The organism is Pseudomonas sp. BN411 (assembly GCF_029871235.1).
In the GTDB taxonomy this organism is placed as follows: Bacteria; Pseudomonadota; Gammaproteobacteria; order Pseudomonadales; family Pseudomonadaceae; genus Metapseudomonas.
In genome coordinates, this window is the sequence record NZ_SSOM01000070.1 from 66,300 (window position 1) to 83,594 (window position 17,295).

Annotated in this window: 13 protein-coding genes; 5 read left to right on the forward strand and 8 right to left on the reverse strand. The window is 65.0% G+C overall.

All coding sequences use genetic code 11. The annotated features are described in order from the left end of the window. Positions 1 to 109 precede the first annotated feature (109 nt). Complete coding sequence (locus E8F06_RS16625) at positions 110 to 1,030, forward strand: LysR family transcriptional regulator (RefSeq protein ID WP_280369238.1); 921 nt, start codon at positions 110 to 112, stop codon at positions 1,028 to 1,030. 507 nt (positions 1,031 to 1,537) lie between these two features. Here the strand turns inward: E8F06_RS16625 and E8F06_RS16630 are convergent. From E8F06_RS16630 to E8F06_RS16640, 3 genes are all read right to left on the reverse strand, one after another. Beyond that, a complete protein-coding gene (locus E8F06_RS16630; protein WP_280369240.1) occupies positions 1,538 to 2,563 on the reverse strand; it encodes a sterol desaturase family protein in 1,026 nt (341 codons plus the stop codon). Positions 2,564 to 2,802: 239 nt separating this feature from the next. Then, positions 2,803 to 3,381 carry a flavin reductase family protein gene (locus tag E8F06_RS16635; protein WP_280369242.1) on the reverse strand — a complete coding sequence of 193 codons (579 nt, stop codon included), beginning with the start codon at positions 3,379 to 3,381 and terminating at the stop codon, positions 2,803 to 2,805. Positions 3,382 to 3,510: 129 nt separating this feature from the next. Then, the gene (locus E8F06_RS16640) at positions 3,511 to 4,428 is read right to left on the reverse strand and encodes a LysR family transcriptional regulator (protein WP_280369244.1); all 918 of its coding nucleotides are present in this window, start codon (positions 4,426 to 4,428) and stop codon (positions 3,511 to 3,513) included. Positions 4,429 to 4,535: 107 nt separating this feature from the next. Between E8F06_RS16640 and E8F06_RS16645 the strand changes: the two genes are divergently transcribed. The 4 genes from E8F06_RS16645 to E8F06_RS16660 all read left to right on the forward strand — a co-directional run bounded on the left by E8F06_RS16645 (position 4,536) and on the right by E8F06_RS16660 (position 10,659). Beyond that, positions 4,536 to 6,263, forward strand: a complete 1,728-nt coding sequence (locus tag E8F06_RS16645; protein ID WP_280369246.1) for an amidohydrolase — start codon at positions 4,536 to 4,538, stop codon at positions 6,261 to 6,263. An 88-nt stretch (positions 6,264 to 6,351) separates the two neighbouring features. After that, complete coding sequence (locus tag E8F06_RS16650; RefSeq protein WP_280369249.1) at positions 6,352 to 7,428, forward strand: C45 family autoproteolytic acyltransferase/hydolase; 1,077 nt, start codon at positions 6,352 to 6,354, stop codon at positions 7,426 to 7,428. 136 nt (positions 7,429 to 7,564) lie between these two features. After that, the gene (locus E8F06_RS16655; protein WP_280369252.1) at positions 7,565 to 8,830 is read left to right on the forward strand and encodes an MFS transporter; all 1,266 of its coding nucleotides are present in this window, start codon (positions 7,565 to 7,567) and stop codon (positions 8,828 to 8,830) included. 263 nt (positions 8,831 to 9,093) lie between these two features. Further along, positions 9,094 to 10,659, forward strand: a complete 1,566-nt coding sequence (locus E8F06_RS16660; RefSeq protein ID WP_280369254.1) for a BCCT family transporter — start codon at positions 9,094 to 9,096, stop codon at positions 10,657 to 10,659. A 256-nt stretch (positions 10,660 to 10,915) separates the two neighbouring features. Here E8F06_RS16660 and cmk read toward each other — a convergent pair whose 3' ends face one another. From cmk to serC, 5 genes are all read right to left on the reverse strand, one after another. Beyond that, the gene (gene cmk / locus E8F06_RS16665; RefSeq protein ID WP_271470744.1) at positions 10,916 to 11,602 is read right to left on the reverse strand and encodes a (d)CMP kinase; all 687 of its coding nucleotides are present in this window, start codon (positions 11,600 to 11,602) and stop codon (positions 10,916 to 10,918) included. Then, positions 11,599 to 13,842: a bifunctional prephenate dehydrogenase/3-phosphoshikimate 1-carboxyvinyltransferase gene (locus E8F06_RS16670; RefSeq protein WP_280369258.1), complete on the reverse strand. Its 2,244-nt coding sequence runs from the start codon at positions 13,840 to 13,842 to the stop codon at positions 11,599 to 11,601. Before E8F06_RS16670 ends, cmk begins: the two co-directional genes overlap by 4 nt. Next, positions 13,835 to 14,947, reverse strand: a complete 1,113-nt coding sequence (gene hisC / locus E8F06_RS16675) for a histidinol-phosphate transaminase (RefSeq protein WP_280369260.1) — start codon at positions 14,945 to 14,947, stop codon at positions 13,835 to 13,837. Before hisC ends, E8F06_RS16670 begins: the two co-directional genes overlap by 8 nt. Before the next feature lie 79 nt (positions 14,948 to 15,026). Continuing rightward, a complete protein-coding gene (gene pheA / locus E8F06_RS16680; protein ID WP_280369545.1) occupies positions 15,027 to 16,124 on the reverse strand; it encodes a prephenate dehydratase in 1,098 nt (365 codons plus the stop codon). Further along, complete coding sequence (gene serC / locus E8F06_RS16685) at positions 16,121 to 17,206, reverse strand: 3-phosphoserine/phosphohydroxythreonine transaminase (RefSeq protein ID WP_280369262.1); 1,086 nt, start codon at positions 17,204 to 17,206, stop codon at positions 16,121 to 16,123. Before serC ends, pheA begins: the two co-directional genes overlap by 4 nt. Positions 17,207 to 17,295: the final 89 nt, after the last annotated feature.

Genomic DNA, 17,295 nt, shown 5'->3' on the forward strand with positions numbered 1-17,295 from the left:
GGCAGCTCATGCGGCCTCGCAGGTGCCGCCTGGGGTAAGGTTCACCCCATAACGACAAGCACAGAGAGCCGCCTCGCGCGTGCGCAGGCGGCCAACAACAGAGGTGCCCGTGGCTACCTATACCTTGCGACAACTCAAGTATTTCGTGACGACCGTGGAGGCCGGCAGCGTGGCCGAAGCCTCACGCAAGCTGTACATCGCCCAGCCGTCCATCTCCACCGCCATCAAGGGCCTGGAAGAGAGCTTCGGCGTGCAGCTGTTCATCCGCCACCACGCCCAGGGCGTGTCGCTGACGCCCAGCGGCACACGCTTCTACGAGAAGGCCCAGGAGCTGCTGCGGGTAGCCCGCGAGTTCGAACAGAACGCGCTGGCCGACAACGACATCGTCGCCGGACAGATCGACATCGGTTGCTTCGAGACCGTTGCCCCGCTCTACCTGCCCCAGCTCATCGCCGGCTTCCGCGAGCAGTACCCCGGCGTGGACATCCGCATCCGCGATGGCGAGCAGCAGGAGCTGGTCCAGGGCCTGACTGCCGGCACGTTCGACCTCGCTTTCCTCTACGAACACGACCTGGACAGCACCATCGCCACCGAACCGCTGATGCCGCCGCAGCGACCCTACGCCCTGCTGCCGGAGAACCACCGCTTCGCCAGCCAGGCCCAGGTGTCCCTGCGCGACCTCTGCCTGGAGCCGATGATCCTGCTGGACGTGCAGCCAAGCCGGACCTACTTCGTCAGCCTGTTCCACGAACTGGGCCTGACGCCCAACATCGTGTTCAGCTCGCCGTCGATCGAGATGGTGCGCGGCATGGTCGGCCAGGGGTTCGGCTTCTCCCTGCTGGTCACCCGCCCCCATTCGGAGTGCACCTACGACGGCAAGAAAGTGGTCACCGTCGATATCGCCGAACCCGTCGCCACCTCCGGCCTGGTAGCCGCCCGCCTCAAGCGCGGCCAGCTCACCAAGCCCGCGCAGTTGTTCGTCGACTTCTGCCGCGAACGCCTGGCCCAGAAGACGCACGACGCCCCGTAGGTTGGTCTGAGCGCAGCGAAGCCCAACGAGCGGCGCTGCCCCCTCACTCTTGCAGGATGTGGTTGAGCAATGTGATCCCGATCAGCCTTGATCGATGGGTATCGCAAGCTCCACCCATCCTACGAGTGACCGCAAACGTCCGGCACAGAAGACGAACGATGCCCCGTAGGTTGGTCTGAGCGCAGCGAAGCCCAACGAGCGGCGCTGCCACCTCACTCTTGCAGGATGTGGTTGAGCAATGTGATCCCGGTCAGCCTTGATCGATGGGTATCGCAAGCTCCACCCGTCCTACGAGCTGCCCCACCCAATCCACCCACAGTTCAAGCCCGAGTGGGCATGAGGATGACTTGTGCCTCGCAGGCGCGAGTCACCCCTCTCCTCTTCAGGGAGAGGGGCCGGGGGTGAGGGGGGACGGCAGCACAGAATTCCAGGAAGCCTGCTGCCAGCGAGCACCATTCCTCTCAGCAGCAGCTAATACCGACATAGCCCCACGAGAAACACACAGGCTCAGCCATTGCGCAGCGGAATCCGCTGTGTACGCCTTTGCCGGGCGAGCTTGCGGGCGGTGTCCACGAAGGGCGTGACGATCAGGCCGTAGATCGTCAGGTAGCGCTCGAGGTCCTTTTCGCCGGTGCCGAAGCGGATCGCCTCGGGCTCCGGGGTGGTGACGTAGAGGGTGCCGAACATCCAGTCCCAGAGCGACAGGTTGGTGCCGAAGTTCTTGTTGAAGTGCCGGGGCGCGTCGCTGTGGTGAATCTGATGCTGGGCCGGACTGTTCAGCACATGCTCGACCACCGGCCCGAACGACAGCCAGACATGGCTATGACGCAGGTTCGCCGCCAGGCCATTGAAGATGAAGACCAGATAGGTCACGCCAAACAGGGTGTAGCGGCTGACTTCCCCGCCGCAGGCGTACCAGAAGCCCCCGGCATAGAGGCCGAGAAGAACGCCAACGGAAAGCTTCTCGACGACTTTTTCCAGGAAGTGCACGCGGCTTGCGGTCGCCGGCACCAGCACGGGCGCCGAATGATGGACCTTGTGAAACGCCCAGAGCCAGCGGGAATGAAAGGCCCGGTGAGCCCAGTAGTGCATGAAGTCCTTCAGCAGAAACACCCCCAGCCCGTAAAGCAGGGAAAGCGAAAGGTTCTCGCCGAGCTGTGGGCGCGCGCCCCACAGGTTGGTGAAGAAGGCGATGTAATCCCCGGACTTCAGGATGTAGGGGTCCACCAGGCCGACGATGGGCAGGACCAGCGCGACCTTCAGGATGGCGCGCACGAAGTAGTAGCGGTAATCCAGCCATGCCGAGCGGTGGAAATAGACCCGGCTCCCGCCGATGAACTGCCAGAACGAGCGAGCGTCTGTCAGCCCCCGATACTTCCGGTAGCGGTACAGTCCGTAGCCGATGCTGTAGGACAGGAGAAGAAACAGAACACCGAGACGGCCGTTCAGGTCGAAGATCCCGAGAAACTGCTTGGCGACCGGCTCGATGACCAGCTCGGTCAGGCGCTCATAGGCAAGCGAGAGAACATCCATGAACGGCTGACCTTCGGCAATGGGACTGGGTAATTGGAATCGTGTGCTAATTGCGAAGCATTTATACGCGATGCCGCCCACTGAGGTGGAGCTTTCGCAGACGAAATGGAGATAGGGCGAGTCAGGAGGTCGGATTGATCCCGCCGTCGGTGCGCACGGCGCACCCTACAGGGAATCCCAGCGATAGAGCTCTTCGCGGTGGAAATCCCACGCGGGGATTCCACCCTACCGCCAGTCGCTCACTCCTCCCGCACCACCGCCGCATCGCCGATGGCATAGAAATGCCCGCCGGCGATGTAGTGCAGACTGCGCCAGCGCTCGTCGGCCTGTTCGAAGTGCCAGTGGCCGTCCTTGAACACGCGGGTATCGGCCCAGGCGCCGACCACTTCACCGATGAACAGGTCGTAGGTCTGCTGGTTGTGCGGTTCGGGGATCAGTTTGCAGATCAGCCAGGCGGAGCTGCCGGCCACCAGGGGCACGTCGAAGCCGTCCATGCGGAACAACTCGACGCCGCTCTGCGCCAGCTTGTCCGGCGCCTCGTCCAGGCTGCGGGTGCCGACCTTGTAGGTGAGTTCCAGCTGGCCGAGGTTGGGCACCTGCAAGGCGAAGTAGCCGCTCTTTTCCACCAGCGCGCGGGTGCGGGTGGCCTTGTCCAGCACCACGGTCACCTTCGGTGGCGAGAAGTCCAGGGCGCAGGACCAGGCGGCGGCCATGACGTTATCGACGCCGTCGTGGCTGGCGGAGACCAGCACGGTGGGGCCGTGATTCAGCACGCGATAGGCACGGTCCAGCGCCACCGGCGCGATGTGTTCGTTCATGGGGAACCTCGTTCGGGAAGGAGCTGACTGCATGCTGCAGCCAGCTCGGGCAATGCGCGGATTATGCGGATTGCAGGGCGCGCTCACCACACGCGGCATCCATTCGAGTCCGACGCCCTGCCCCGCCTATCAGCCAGCGATACCACTGTCCCGCCAGTACGCCTTCAAGTGCTCGATGAACACCTTCACCTTGCGCGTGTTGCGCCGATGGGTGAGGTAGAGCACGTAGACCTGCGGGCCGAAGCCACTGGGCTCGCGCCAGTACTCGGGCATCACTTCCACCAGTTCGCCGCTCGCCAGGTAAGGGGCCGCGCTCCATTGCGGAATGAACTGCAGGCCCAGGCCATCCAGCAGGCAGGCCAGGAGGAAGTCGTAGTTGTCACTGGCCAGGCGCGGTACCGGCTGGCTGAGGCGGATGCGCTGGTCGCCCTTGGTCACCCACCAGAAATGCCGGTTGAGCAGTGGGTGGCGGAAGATCAGCCAGTCGTGCTGCAGGTAGTTTTCCAGGGTCACGTCCCCGCCTCGCTCCGCCAGATAGCGGGGGCTGGCGCAGAGGGTGATGCGGTTTTCCACCAGGGGTTGGGCGATCACGCTGGGCAGGTCGGTGGGCCCGTCACGCAGAGCAAGGTCGTAGCCGCCGTCAACCAGGTCCACATAGGTGTCGGAGAGGTCCACCTCCAGGTGCACATGCGGGTATTCGCGCAGGAAGCGGCAACACACGGCATTGAGGAAGGCCGGGCCGAAGGATGGCGGCGCGGTGATGCGCAGACTGCCGCGCAACTCGTGCTGCAACTGCTCGACGCCCTCGCCGGCCAGTTGCAATTGCATCAGGGCCTGGCGGGCTCCCTCCAGGTAGATGTGCCCGGCTTCGGTGAGGGACATCCGACGAGTGGTGCGCTCGAACAGCTTGGTGCCCAGCCCCTCTTCCAGTTGCGCCACGGCCTTGGTCAGGGATGACGGCGTGGTGCCGAGTTGCTCGGCGGCACGGCTGAAATTGCCCTGTTCGGCAGCGGCGACGAACATGGCCAGCGCGGTCAATCGGTCCATTTTTATTTCCACTTCAGAAAAGAAGTTATGCCGGCCTTGGCGTTATTCCCGGCACGGCGACTGGGTAGTCTTCGCCTCAGACCAACAAGAATCAAGGCCAACACCCCATGAAGCCGATTGTCTCCCTGACGCTCTCCGTCGCCCTCGCCTTTTCTTCCATGGAAACTATGGCAGCCGCCGATCTCATCCTGCACAACGCCAAGGTCTACACCGCCGAACCCGGCCAGCCCCTGCAACAGGCGGTCGCCATCGAGAACGGCAAGATCGTCGCCGTGGGTTCCGATGCCGAGGTGCTGCGACTCAAGCAGGCGGATACCCAATTGCTCGACCTGGGTGGCAAGGTGCTGATGCCCGGCTTCATCGACTCCCACGCCCACGTGGTCAAGGGCGGCCTGCAGATGCACCAGGCCAACCTCAATGGCGAGGAGGTTCCGCTGGACGAGCTGGAGAAGCGCCTGCGCCAGTGGCGTGAGGACGGCAAGGCCAAACGCGGCGACTTCCTGGTGGTCGGCGGCGTGCCCACCAGCTACTGGGACCAGCTCGACGCCTTCGAGCAGCGCTTCAATGCCGGCGAGTGGGCCGACACGCCCATCCTCTTCGCCGGCTGGGACTACCACACCGGCTGGGTCAACCGCGCCATGCTGAAACGCGCCGGTATCAACGCCGCCAAGGTGAAGTCGCTCAAGGGCGAAGAGCTGGCCACCATCGGCCACCATGAGAACGGCCAGCCCAACGGATTCCTGGTGGACGCTGGCCTCTACGCTGCCCAGGAGCTGATTCCCCTGCCCTCCCAGGCAGAGCTGCTGACCGGCGCCCGCGATGCCCTGCACTACTACAACAGCCTGGGGATCACCGCCTGGATGGACCCGCTGGCCAACGAGATTCCCGGCGGCCCCATCGACAACAGCTCTGTCGGCGTGCTGCCCACCTACAAGGCGATGGCCGACTCCGGCGAGCTCAGCGCCCATGTCGCCGCCCTGCTGATGGCCGACTCGAAGGCCACACCCAAGGACCTGGACGAACTGGACAAGGTGCGTCAGCAGTTCCAGGGCGTACCCAACCTCACCCTGCCGGGCATCAAGGTGTTCGCCGACGGCGTGGCGGAGCACCCGGCACAGAGCGCGGCGATGCTGGAGCCGTACAAGAACTCCAGCAAGCGCGGCGAGCTGCTGTTCGACCCGGCCCAGTTCGGCGAACTGGTGAACGCGGCGGACGCCCGCGGCTGGCTGGTGCATGTGCATGCCATTGGCGACCGCGCGGTGCGCGAATCCCTCAACGGCATCGAGCAGGCGCGCAAGGCCCGCAACAGCGGTATCCCCCACTCCATCACCCATCTGCAGATGGTCAACCCGAAGGAGTTCGCCCGCTTCAAGCCGCTGGATGTGATCGCCTCCATGCAGCTCTACTGGGCCACCGCCGACGAACTCAGCGTCGATCTGGTGCAGCCCTATGTCAGCGCCATGGCCTTCCAGTACCAGTACCCGGCGCGCTCGCTGTTGAAGAACGGCGCCACCATCGCGGGCGCCAGCGACTGGCCCATCACCACCCCGGAACCCTGGAAGGCGATCTACCAGGCGGTGAGCCGCAAAGGGCCGAAAGGTGTGCTGAACGCCGCCGAGGAGATCGACCGCGAGACGATGTTCCAGGCCTACACCCTGAACGCCGCTCGCGCCATTCGCCTGGACGACCGCATCGGTTCGCTCAAGCCCGGCAAGCAGGCTGACCTGATCCTGCTCGATCGCGATGTGTTCCAGGTCGAGCCCGAGGCTCTGCGCGACACCCAGGTATTGAAGACCTGGTTCGCTGGCCGCGACGTTTATACCCGCAACCGCTGACTGATTTCTCCAGGCCATGGGGCACCGCTTCGGTGTCCCGCGGCCGCTTCACGCCCGTAACAATCCAATGCTGAACAGGTAATTCGCAGTGAAAGTCCATACCTTCGTCACCGACACCCAGAACCCGCAGATTCGTGGCCGGCAGATCGGTGAACGGTGGTCGGAGCAGATCCGGCAGACCGTATCGCTCTACCTCGATTTCTTCTCCCAGGTGGATGTCGACCCGGCCACGGTGCGCAACATCGGCGAAGCCAGCCTCGCCGCCCTCGAAGCCTGGAGCCCGTCCCTGGCCCAGGAGGTGGTCGCCACCGCCGAAGCGGCCGGCCTGCCGCTGTGGCAACTGGCGGCGTTGAATGCCCGTACCGAAATCCTCGCGGTGATGCCCACGCCGCCCGAAGGCGAGTGCTCCACCGCCGTGTTCGCCCCGCACGGCGCAAACGCACCGCGCACGATCCAGACCTGGGACTGGCACGACGCCCTCGTTCCCCACGGGATGATGCTGCAGCTCACCGGCAGCGCCGGCCTGGGCGTCAAGCTGTTCACCGAGTTCGGCATGCTCGGCAAGATCGGCGTGAACAGCGCTGGCCTGGGCTTGCACTTCAACATCCTCCACCACGCGAGCGACAACGACAGCGCCGGCGTGCCGGTCCATGCCATCGCCCGCCGCCTGCTGGAAGAAGCCCGCAGCGTGGACGAAGCCATCGCCCTTGCCCGCTCTGCACGGGTCAGCGCCTCCACCGTACTGACCGTGTTCTCCCGTCACGACGCATCGCCCCGCGCCGCGAGCATCGAGCTGTCCCGCCACGCGACTGCCGTGGTGCTGCCGCGCGAAGACGGCTGGATCACCCACACCAACCACTTCCTCGCGCCTGAGCTGGTGCCCGGCGAACGCACGCTGGATGTCTCCACCACTTACGCCCGCCTGGACCATGTGAACGGCAACCTCGACGCCATGACCGGCAAGACCCTGGCCTCGCGCGCCAGCGCCATGTGCGGCGAGCCGGGCGAGCAGGCCCCCATCTGCTTCCACCCGGACCTGAGCCTGCCGCCGAAGGAGCGCTGGGAAACCCTGCTCACCATCGGCATCGACACCGAAGCGTTCGAGCTGGAGTACGCCGAGGGCAACCCGGTGGTGCTGGCCCGCTCGGGCAGCGTGCGCTTCTGACCGCAATGGCGGCAGGCAGCCACCTGCCGCCAGCAGCTCCCTCCAACAACGACAAGACGAGCAAAGGCAAATGGCAAATCAACCTTCCCCGGCAACGGGATCGCAATCGGCGCTCCGGACATTCTTCGTCTCGGGCATGGGCACCGCACTGGAGTTCTACGACTTCGTCATCTACGGCGTCGCCGCCGCCCTGGTCTTCCCCCAGGTGTTCTTCCCCGACCTTGACCCGCTCACCGCCACATTGGTGGCCTTCGGCGCCTTCGGCGTGGGTTTCTTCGCCCGTCCGCTGGGCGGCATGGTGTTCGGCCACTTCGGCGACAAGGCCGGCCGTCAGAAAGCACTGGTCGTCACCCTGCTGCTGATGGGTTTCAGCACCCTGGCCATCGGCTGCCTGCCTTCCCACGAGAGCATCGGAGCAGCAGCGCCTGTCCTGTTGGTACTGCTGCGCCTGGTACAAGGCTTCGCCGCAGGTGGCGAATGGGGTGGCGCTGCCCTCTTCGGCATCGAATCGGCCCCGGCCGGTAAACGCGGCCTATGGGGCAGCTTCACCAGCATGGGCATCGGCATCGGCGGCATTCTCGGTTCCGCCGTGTTCGCCATCGTCAGCGCCGCCTACGATGACAACCTGGCCGACTTCGCCTGGCGCATCCCCTTCTGGCTCGGCGGCGTCCTGGTGCTGATCGGCCTCTACGCACGCCTGTCGAATACGGCCGGCAAGCCGCTGCAACCGCGAGAGAACACCCGCCTGCCCCTGGTCGCCGCACTGCGCTCGCGCCCTCGCGAGATGCTGCTGTGCACCGGCATCGCCTTCGGCTACGTGACCATCGCCTATATCGGCAGCACCTTCTTCCTCGCCTACGCCACCCAACTGGGCTACGGCAGCACTGAAGCGTTGCTGTTCGACGTGTCCCTTTCCGTTGCCATCGTCATCAGCGCCCCGCTGTTCGCCAGCCTCTCCGACCGCCTGGGCCGGCGCGCCGTGATGATCCTCGGCGCCTTGCTAATGGCCGCCGGCTTCTTCGTCTTCTTCGCCCTGGTGGGCCGCCACAGCCTGCCCATCGCCTGCATGGCGTACATCATGGTCGGCGCCCTGATGGGTGCGACCCAGGGCCCGATTCCCGCCTTCCTCGCCGAACAGTTCCCGCGCCACATGCGCTACTCCGGCATGTCCGCCGCCTACCAGATGGGCGCGGCCTTCGGTGGCGGCACGGCGTCCAGCCTGGCGACAGCGATTCTCATCGCCACCGGCAGCCCGTTCGGCGTGGCCGCCTATGGCGCGGCTGCACTGGCGCTGGTAGCGGTGTGCTCGTTCCTGCTGAAGGAGACGGCGCATCTGGGGATGAAGGAGATCGATGCGGACACGGGAACCGAGACGGGTGCGGAAATTCTGCGCTCGGCGTGAGTGATCTGAAGGAAGCGATTCTTGTCCAAACGAAAACGGGCCCTCGGGGCCCGTTTTGCTTTTGAGGCCTGAACCGACCGTCTGTCGTTGGCTGCTACGCCAACGCGACCGCCCGGTCGAAGTCTGTCGCAATTGGATCGGCGGGCATCGTCCACGCACAAGAAGCGCTTCATCGGCCACGCGACCATTACGGGGCTCTGACTGTCGCCAGCCCGGCAGGTTTCGCACTTACAAGAAAAAGCACGCAATGCTTGAGGAGGCCTATGCACAAGACACCCAACTCACCCGTCGACAAGGTCGTTTTCTGGGGGGCTGTCGTGATATCGGCCTCACTGGTCGCTGGAGGAGCACTCTGGCCCAAGGCCCTGTCGACTGCGGCGCAGGCGGTGCTGGACAAGATCATCGACTGGTTCGGCTGGAGCTTCGTCCTCTCCACCGCATTCTTTCTGGGCTTCGCCCTGTTCCTGGCATTCAGCCGCTTCGGCCGGATCAAACTGGGCAAGGACGATGAAAAACCCGAGTTCAGCACGTCATCGTGGATCGCGATGATGTTCAGCGTCGGCATGGGCATCGGGCTCATGTTCTGGGGCGTGGCCGAGCCGATCACGCACTTTTCGACAATACCGCCCGACCTGGCGCCGCCGCACTCCAGGGAAGCGGCCAAGATCGCAATGGGCTACGCCTACTTCCATTGGGCATTCCACCCCTGGGCGATCTACGCCATCGTCGGCCTGGTCATCGCCTACTTCTCATTCCGCAAGGGACTGCCGAACCTGATCTCCAGCGCCTTTACACCGCTGATTGGCGAGAAGGGCGTGCGCGGGCCATTGGGCAAATCGATCGACATTCTGGCGGTCCTGGCCACCCTCTTCGGCACCGCCACCTCGCTCGGCCTGGGCGCTCAGCAGATCAACAGCGGCCTGAACTACCTCTGGAACACCGGCGAATCGAACAACATTGCGTTGGCGATCATCGTCGTGATGACGGTGTTCTTCATCCTTTCCGCCATCTCCGGTGTGGGTAAGGGGGTGCAGTTCCTGAGCAACCTGAACATGTGGGTCGCGGTGGTACTGCTGCTCTTCCTGGCCGCAGTGGGCCCCAGCGTGTTCATCGTCAACACTCTGGTGGCTTCGATAGGCGAATACCTTCAGGAACTGGTGCCGATGTCGTTCCGCACCGCTGCGTTCAGTGATGGGAAGTGGCTCGCGGGCTGGACCATCTTCTACTGGGCGTGGTGGATTTCCTGGGCGCCGTTCGTGGGCACCTTCATCGCGCGCATCTCGCGCGGCCGCACCATTCGCGAATTCGTGATCGGCGTGATCGTCATTCCCAGCGGAGTAACGATGGTGTGGTTCGCGATCATGGGCGGCTCGGCCCTGTACTCGGAACTGGCCGGCGCGGGCGGCATCGCCGCCGCCGTGAAGGACCAGGGACCTGCGGTGGCGCTGTTCATGCTGCTGGCCCAATACCCCGCCGCGGCGCTGACCTCATTTGCGGCCATTCTGCTGGTGGGCGTGTTCTTCATCTCCGGGGCCGATGCGGGCTCCATCGTCATGGGCATGCTCTGCGCCCGCGGCAACCTGAAGCCGCCGTGCTGGCTGGTGGCGCTGTGGGGCGTGCTGACCAGCGCGGCGGCCTCTGTGTTGCTGGTGATGGGTGGCCTGAACGCGCTGCAGACCGCCGCCATTATCTTCGCCGCGCCGTTCCTGCTGGTGATGGTGGGACTGTGCGTATCGCTGTGCAAAGCGCTGCTGGATGACCAGCCAGTGGATGCAACACACGACTCGCTTGCGGCCCTCCGTAATCCGGTGCGTGCCGCTGCGGATTGAGGTTCCAACATAGGATCAGGTGCCGCTTCAGGGCGGCGCCTGTTTCCTCGCTTTTGCTGAACAGCCGGTGCGCACGGCGCACCCTACCGGAAGCTCCGTCGCGCCGTTCGACCGACGTCCTTCGTAGGATGTGGCGGGCGGCGCTCCGCTGGAGCGAAGCGATACCCATCGATCAATCGCTACCTGTAGGAAATCCCAGCCCCACAAACAAAAACGCCGCAGTCAGTGACTGCGGCGTTTTCGTCGAGCCGGGACTTCAGTCGTCCAGGCCGAGGGCGGCGAAGGCTTCGAGGATCTTGTCCTGAACTTCGTCGATGCTGAGGCTGGTGGAGTCGAGGATGATCGCATCCTCGGCCGGCTTCAGCGGGGCTACGGAGCGCTGGCTGTCACGCTCGTCGCGTTCCTGGATTTCCGTCAGCAGGGCAGCCTGATCAGCTTCCATTCCCTTACCCTTGAGCTGCAGGTAGCGGCGACGGGCACGCTCTTCAGCGCTGGCGGTGAGGAAGATCTTCAGCTGCGCCTGCGGGAACACCACAGTGCCCATGTCGCGACCATCGGCCACCAGACCGGGGGCTTCGAGGAAGGCACGCTGGCGTTGCAGCAGGGCTTCACGCACGGCGGGCAGCGCGGCGACCTGGGAGGCGCCGGCACCGACCTGCTCGGAGCGGATCACGTCGGTAACGTCTTCACCTTCCAGCACGATGCTCTGGCCGCCACCGGCCTTGGCATTGAACTGCACGTCCAGGTGCGCCGCCAGGACCTTGAGGGATTCCTCGTTGGTCAGGTCGACGCCATGGTTGCGCGCAGCGAAGGCCAGCAGCCGGTACAGCGCGCCGGAGTCGAGCAGACGCCAGCCCAGGCGCTTGGCCAGCAGGCCGGCGACGGTGCCCTTGCCGGAACCGCTGGGTCCGTCGATGGCAATCACGGGCACGTTGGCGTTCATGCCTTGCCCTCTTCCGCTACACGAATGCCGGACTGGGCCGCGAGGCCGAGGAAGTTCGGGAACGAAGTGGCGACGTTGGCGCAGTCATGGATGCGGATCGGCGCGCTGGCGCGCAGCGAGGCCACGCTGAAGGACATGGCGATACGGTGGTCGCCGTGGCTCCAGACTTCGCCGCCGCCGATGGGGCCGCCTTCAATGACAATGCCGTCCGGAGTCGGCTCGGCCTTCACACCCAGGGCCAGCAGGCCGTCGGCCATGACCTGGATGCGGTCGGATTCCTTCACGCGCAGTTCTTCTGCGCCACGCAGCACGGTGCGGCCTTCGGCGCAGGCAGCGGCGACGAAGAGCACGGGGAACTCGTCGATGGCCAGCGGAACCAGGTCTTCGGGGATATCGATGCCCTTCAGCTTGGCCGCGCGCACGCGGATGTCTGCAACGGGTTCGCCACCCACTTCACGCTGGTTTTCCAGGGTGATGTCGCCGCCCATCAACTTGAGGATGTCGATGACGCCAGTACGGGTCGGGTTGATGCCGACGTGTTCCAGCACCAGTTCGGAGCCTTCGGCGATGCTCGCGGCCACCAGGAAGAAGGCAGCCGAGGAAATGTCGGCAGGCACTTCGATGCGAGAGGCGCTGAGCTTGTGGCCGCTTTCGACGGTGGCGGTGTTGCCGTCCACCTTCACCGGGTAACCGAAGCCTTGCAGCATGCGCTCGGTGTGGTCACGGGTAGGGGCCGGCTCGGTGACAGAGGTTTCACCGGCAGCGTAGAGGCCGGCGAGCAGCAGGCAGGATTTCACCTGCGCGCTGGCCATGGGCATGTCGTAGTTCATGCCGGACAGGCGCTGGCCACCGCGGATGGTCAGCGGCGGACGGCCTTCAGCGCCGGTCTCGATCACGGCGCCCATTTCGCGCAGGGGCTTGGCCACGCGGTTCATCGGGCGCTTGGACAGGGAGGCATCGCCGGTCAGGGTGGTGTCGAACGGCTGGGCCGCCAGCAGGCCACTGAGCAGGCGCATGGAGGTGCCGGAGTTGCCCAGGTACAGCGGGCCGGGCGGCGGCTTCAGGCCGTGCAGGCCAACGCCGTGAATGGTCACGCGGCCGTGGTGCGGCCCTTCGATGACCACGCCCATGTCGCGGAAGGCCTGCAGGGTCGCCAGGGCGTCTTCGCCCTCGAGGAAGCCTTCCACCTCGGTGGTGCCTTCGGCCAGGGAGCCGAGCATGATGGAACGGTGGGAAATGGACTTGTCGCCCGGAACGCGAACACGGCCGGCGAGTTTGCCACCCGGCTGTGCCAGGTAAATCAGATCGTTATTGTGCATGGCGTCCACATAGGCCCTGCGGGCCAGGATTTTGCTGAAATGCTCGCGGGCGAAGCGGGCGCGAGTGAACACGCCCAGCAATTCATGCCCGTCCCCTGCGTCGACCGCGCCGCGCAGGGCGTCGAGGTCATCGCGAAATGCGTCCAGGATGCGCAGCACGGCATCGCGGTTGGCGAGGAAGATGTCGTGCCACATCACCGGGTCGCTGCCGGCGATCCGCGTGAAGTCGCGGAATCCGCCAGCGGCATAGCGGAAGATTTCCAGATTCTCGCTGCGCTTGGCCAGCGAGTCGACCAGTCCGAATGCCAGCAGGTGCGGCAGGTGACTGGTTGCGGCGAGCACCTCATCGTGATGCTCGACCTCCATGTGTTCAACGTCCGCCCCCAGGGCACGCCAGAGTTGGTCGATGCGCTGCAGAGCCGACGGATCGGTGTTTTCCACCGGGGTGAGGATGACCTTATGGCGGCGGAACAGGCTGGCGTTGGCAGCCTCCACCCCGCTCTTTTCCGAGCCGGCGATGGGGTGGCCGGGCACGAAACGCGCCGGCACGCCGTCGAAAACCTTGCGCGCCGCGCGCACCACATTGCCCTTGGCGCTGCCGACATCGGTGAGGATGGCATTGCCGAGGTCCAGTCGGGCCAGTTCGGCGAGGAGCTTTTCCATGGCGAGAATGGGTACGGCCAGCTGGATCACATCGGCACCGCGGCAGGCCGCAGCGAGGTCACTCTCGCAACGGTCGACCACGCCGGTCTCGACGGCGATACGGCAGGACTCGTGATCCTTGTCCACGCCCACCACTTCGGCGAACAGGCCCTTCTCGCGCAGCCCCTTGGCAAAGGAGCCGCCGATCAGGCCGAGGCCGATCACCACCAGGCGCCCGAAGATAGGGGCGCCCTGTTGCACGGTCATGACATCAGCCACGGCCGAGCACCTTGGCCAGCGCTTCCAGGCAACGGGCATTCTCGGCCGGCAGGCCGATGGAGACGCGCAGGAAGGTCGGCATGCCGTAGCCGGCCACCGGGCGCAGGATCACGCCTTCGGCGAGCAGGCCCTGGTTGATCGGGGCGGCGTCGCGGCCGAAATCGACGGCGATGAAGTTGCCCTTGGAGGGAATCCAGCTCAGGCCCAGGGCGCGGAAACCCTCTTCCAGCTGGAGCATGCCGGCATCGTTGACACGACGGCTTTCAGCCAGGTACTCGGCGTCATCAAGGGCGGCGCAGGCGGCGGCCAGGGCCAGGCTGTTGACGTTGAAGGGCTGGCGCACGCGGTTCAGCACGTCGGCCACCTGGGCGCTGGACAGGCCGTAGCCCACACGCAGCGAAGCCAGGCCGTAGGCCTTGGAGAAGGTGCGCGACACCAGCAGGTTCGGATAACGGGCCAGATAGTTAAGGCCGTCGGGCAGTTCTTCGCCTTCGGCGTACTCGATGTAGGCCTCGTCCAGCACCACCAGGACGTTTTCCGGGACCTTGGCGAGGAAGTCTTCCAGCGCGGCCGGGCCGAACCAGGTGCCGGTGGGGTTGTTCGGGTTGGCGATGAACACGACGCGGGTATTGGCGTCGATGGCTGCCAGCATGGCCGGCAGGTCATGGCCGAAGTCCTTGGCCGGAACCACCTTGCCGGCGGCGCCCACGGCCTGGGTGGCGATGGGGTACACGGCGAAGGCGTGCTCGCTGAACACGGCATTCAGGCCCGGCGCAAGATAGGCACGGGCCACCAGATCGAGGATGTCGTTGGAACCGTTGCCCAGGGTGACCTGCGCCGGGGTCACGCCACAGCGCTCGGCCAGGCGGCGTTTGAGCTCGAAGCCATTGCCGTCGGGGTAGCGGGTCAGTTCGGCGAGCTCGTTGCGGATCGCTTCGAGGGCCTTGGGGCTCGGGCCGAGGGGATTCTCGTTGCTGGCCAGTTTGACGATGCCGGCCGGGTCGAGATCCAGCTCACGGGCCAGCTCATCCACCGGTTTGCCGGGTACGTAGGGCGAAAGTTTCTGCACGCCCGGTTGGGCAAGGGCGAGGAAGTCACAGCTCATGGGTTCAGCCTCAACTACGGGCTAGGGGCCGCCGTGGCGCGCCCCAACCCAGGCTGGAGCGCGACGGCCCGTCGCAAATTCAAAGCACCGCTTTGGGGTAGGAACCCAGCACCTTCAGGGCAACGGCTTCCTGGTTGATCTTCTCCAGCACGTCCTTGATCAGCGGGTCGCGGTGGTGACCTACGAAGTCGATGAAGAACACGTAGGTCCACTTGCCGCTGCGGGACGGGCGAGTCTCGATGCGAGTCAGGTCGATGCCATTGTTGTGGAACGGCACCAGGAGTTCGTGCAGGGCGCCCGGCTTGTTGCGCATGGAGACGATGATCGAAGTCTTGTCGTCGCCGGTGGGCGGCACTTCCTGGCTGCCGATGATGAGGAAGCGCGTGGAGTTGTCCGGACGGTCCTCGATCTTCTCGCAGAGCTTGGTCAGGCCGTAGAGGCTGGCCGCCATGTCACCGGCGATGGCCGCGGAGTTCCACTCGCTCTTCACCCGCTTGGCGGCGTCGGCGTTGCTGGACACCGCCACGCGCTCGACATTCGGGTAGTGGGCGTCCAGCCACTTGCGGCACTGTGCCAGGGACTGCGCATGGGAATAGATGCGGGTGATGTTGTCGGTCTTGGTGCTCTCGCCCACCAGCAGGTGATGGTGGATGCGCAGCTCGACCTCACCGCAGATCACCATGTCGTGCTCGAGGAAGCTGTCCAGGGTGTGGTTCACCGCGCCTTCGGTGGAATTCTCCACCGGCACCACGCCGAAGTTGACCGCACCGGCGGCGACTTCGCGGAAGACTTCGTCAATGGCGGCCATCGGCGAGCTGATCACCGCATGGCCGAAGTGCTTGAGCGCCGCAGCCTGGGTGAAGGTGCCCTCCGGGCCGAGGTAGGCAACCTTGAGCGGCTGCTCGAGGGCCAGGCAGGAGGACATGATTTCGCGGAACAACCGCGCCATCTCTTCGTTGTCCAGCGGGCCCTGGTTGCGGTCCATGATGTGTTTGAGGACCCAGGCCTCGCGCTCGGGACGGTAGAAGACCGGCTTCTCGCCTTCTGGCAGGGCAGCCATCTTCACGCGCGCCACGTCCTGGGCGCAGCGAGCGCGCTCGCTGATCAGATCGAGAATCTTCTCGTCGAGGCTATCGATGCGCAGGCGCAGCGCCTTGAGTTCTTGCTCGGACATCAGCCGTGCTCCTTCTCGAACTCCGCCATGTAGGCCACCAGGGCTTCGACGGCATCGAGGCCGACAGCGTTGTAGATGGAAGCGCGCATGCCGCCCACGGAGCGATGGCCCTTGAGGTTCAGCAGGCCACGAGCATCTGCGCCAGCCAGGAACGGCTTGTCCAGGCGCTCATCGGCGAGGCGGAACGGCACGTTCATCCAGGAGCGGGCATTGTGGGCGATGGGGTTGGTGTAGAGCTCGCTCTTGTCGATGTAGCCGTAGAGCAGTTCTTTCTTCGCCTTGTTGCGTTGCTCCATGGCCTCGACACCGCCCTGCTCTTTCAGCCACTCGAAGACGAGGCCGGAGAGGTACCAGGAGAAGGTTGCCGGGGTGTTGTACATGGAGCCGTTATCAGCGGCGATCTTGTAGTTCAGCATGGTCGGGCAGTTGGCGCGGGCGCGGCCGAGCAGGTCCTCGCGGACGATGACCACCACCAGGCCGCTCGGGCCGATGTTCTTCTGCGCGCCGGCGTAGATCATGCCGAAGCGGGAAACATCCAGCGAACGGGAGAGGATGTCCGAAGACATGTCCACCACCAGCGGTACGTCACCCACTTCCGGAATCCAGTCGAACTGCAGGCCGCCGATGGTTTCGTTGGAGGCGTAGTGCAGGTAGGCGGCGTCTTTCGACAGCTGCCACTCGTTCTGGCCGGGGATGGCGAAGTAGTCGTAGCCCTTGGCGCTGGCGGCGACATTGACGCGACCAAAGCGGCTGGCTTCGTCGATGCTCTTCTTCGACCAGATGCCGGTGTCGACGTAGTCGGCAACGCCGTTCTCGGGCAGCAGGTTCAGCGGAATCTCGGCGAACTGCTGGCTGGCACCGCCCTGGAGGAACAGCACCTTGTAGTTCGAGGGAATGGACATGAGGTCGCGCAGGTCCTGCTCGGCCTTTTCGGCGATGGCGACGTACTCATCGCTGCGATGGCTCATTTCCATGACGGACAGGCCTTTACCCTGCCAGTCAAGGAGTTCCGCCTGGGCACGTTGCAGAACAGCTTCCGGAAGCGCGGCCGGGCCGGCGCAGAAGTTAAAGGCTCGCTTGCTCACATCCATTCTCACTGGGTAGCGCGGGGACACCAGTGCCCCCGCCGATTGTCATCTACCGAATGGACAGGCCGGCGACGGCCTGCCCGTTT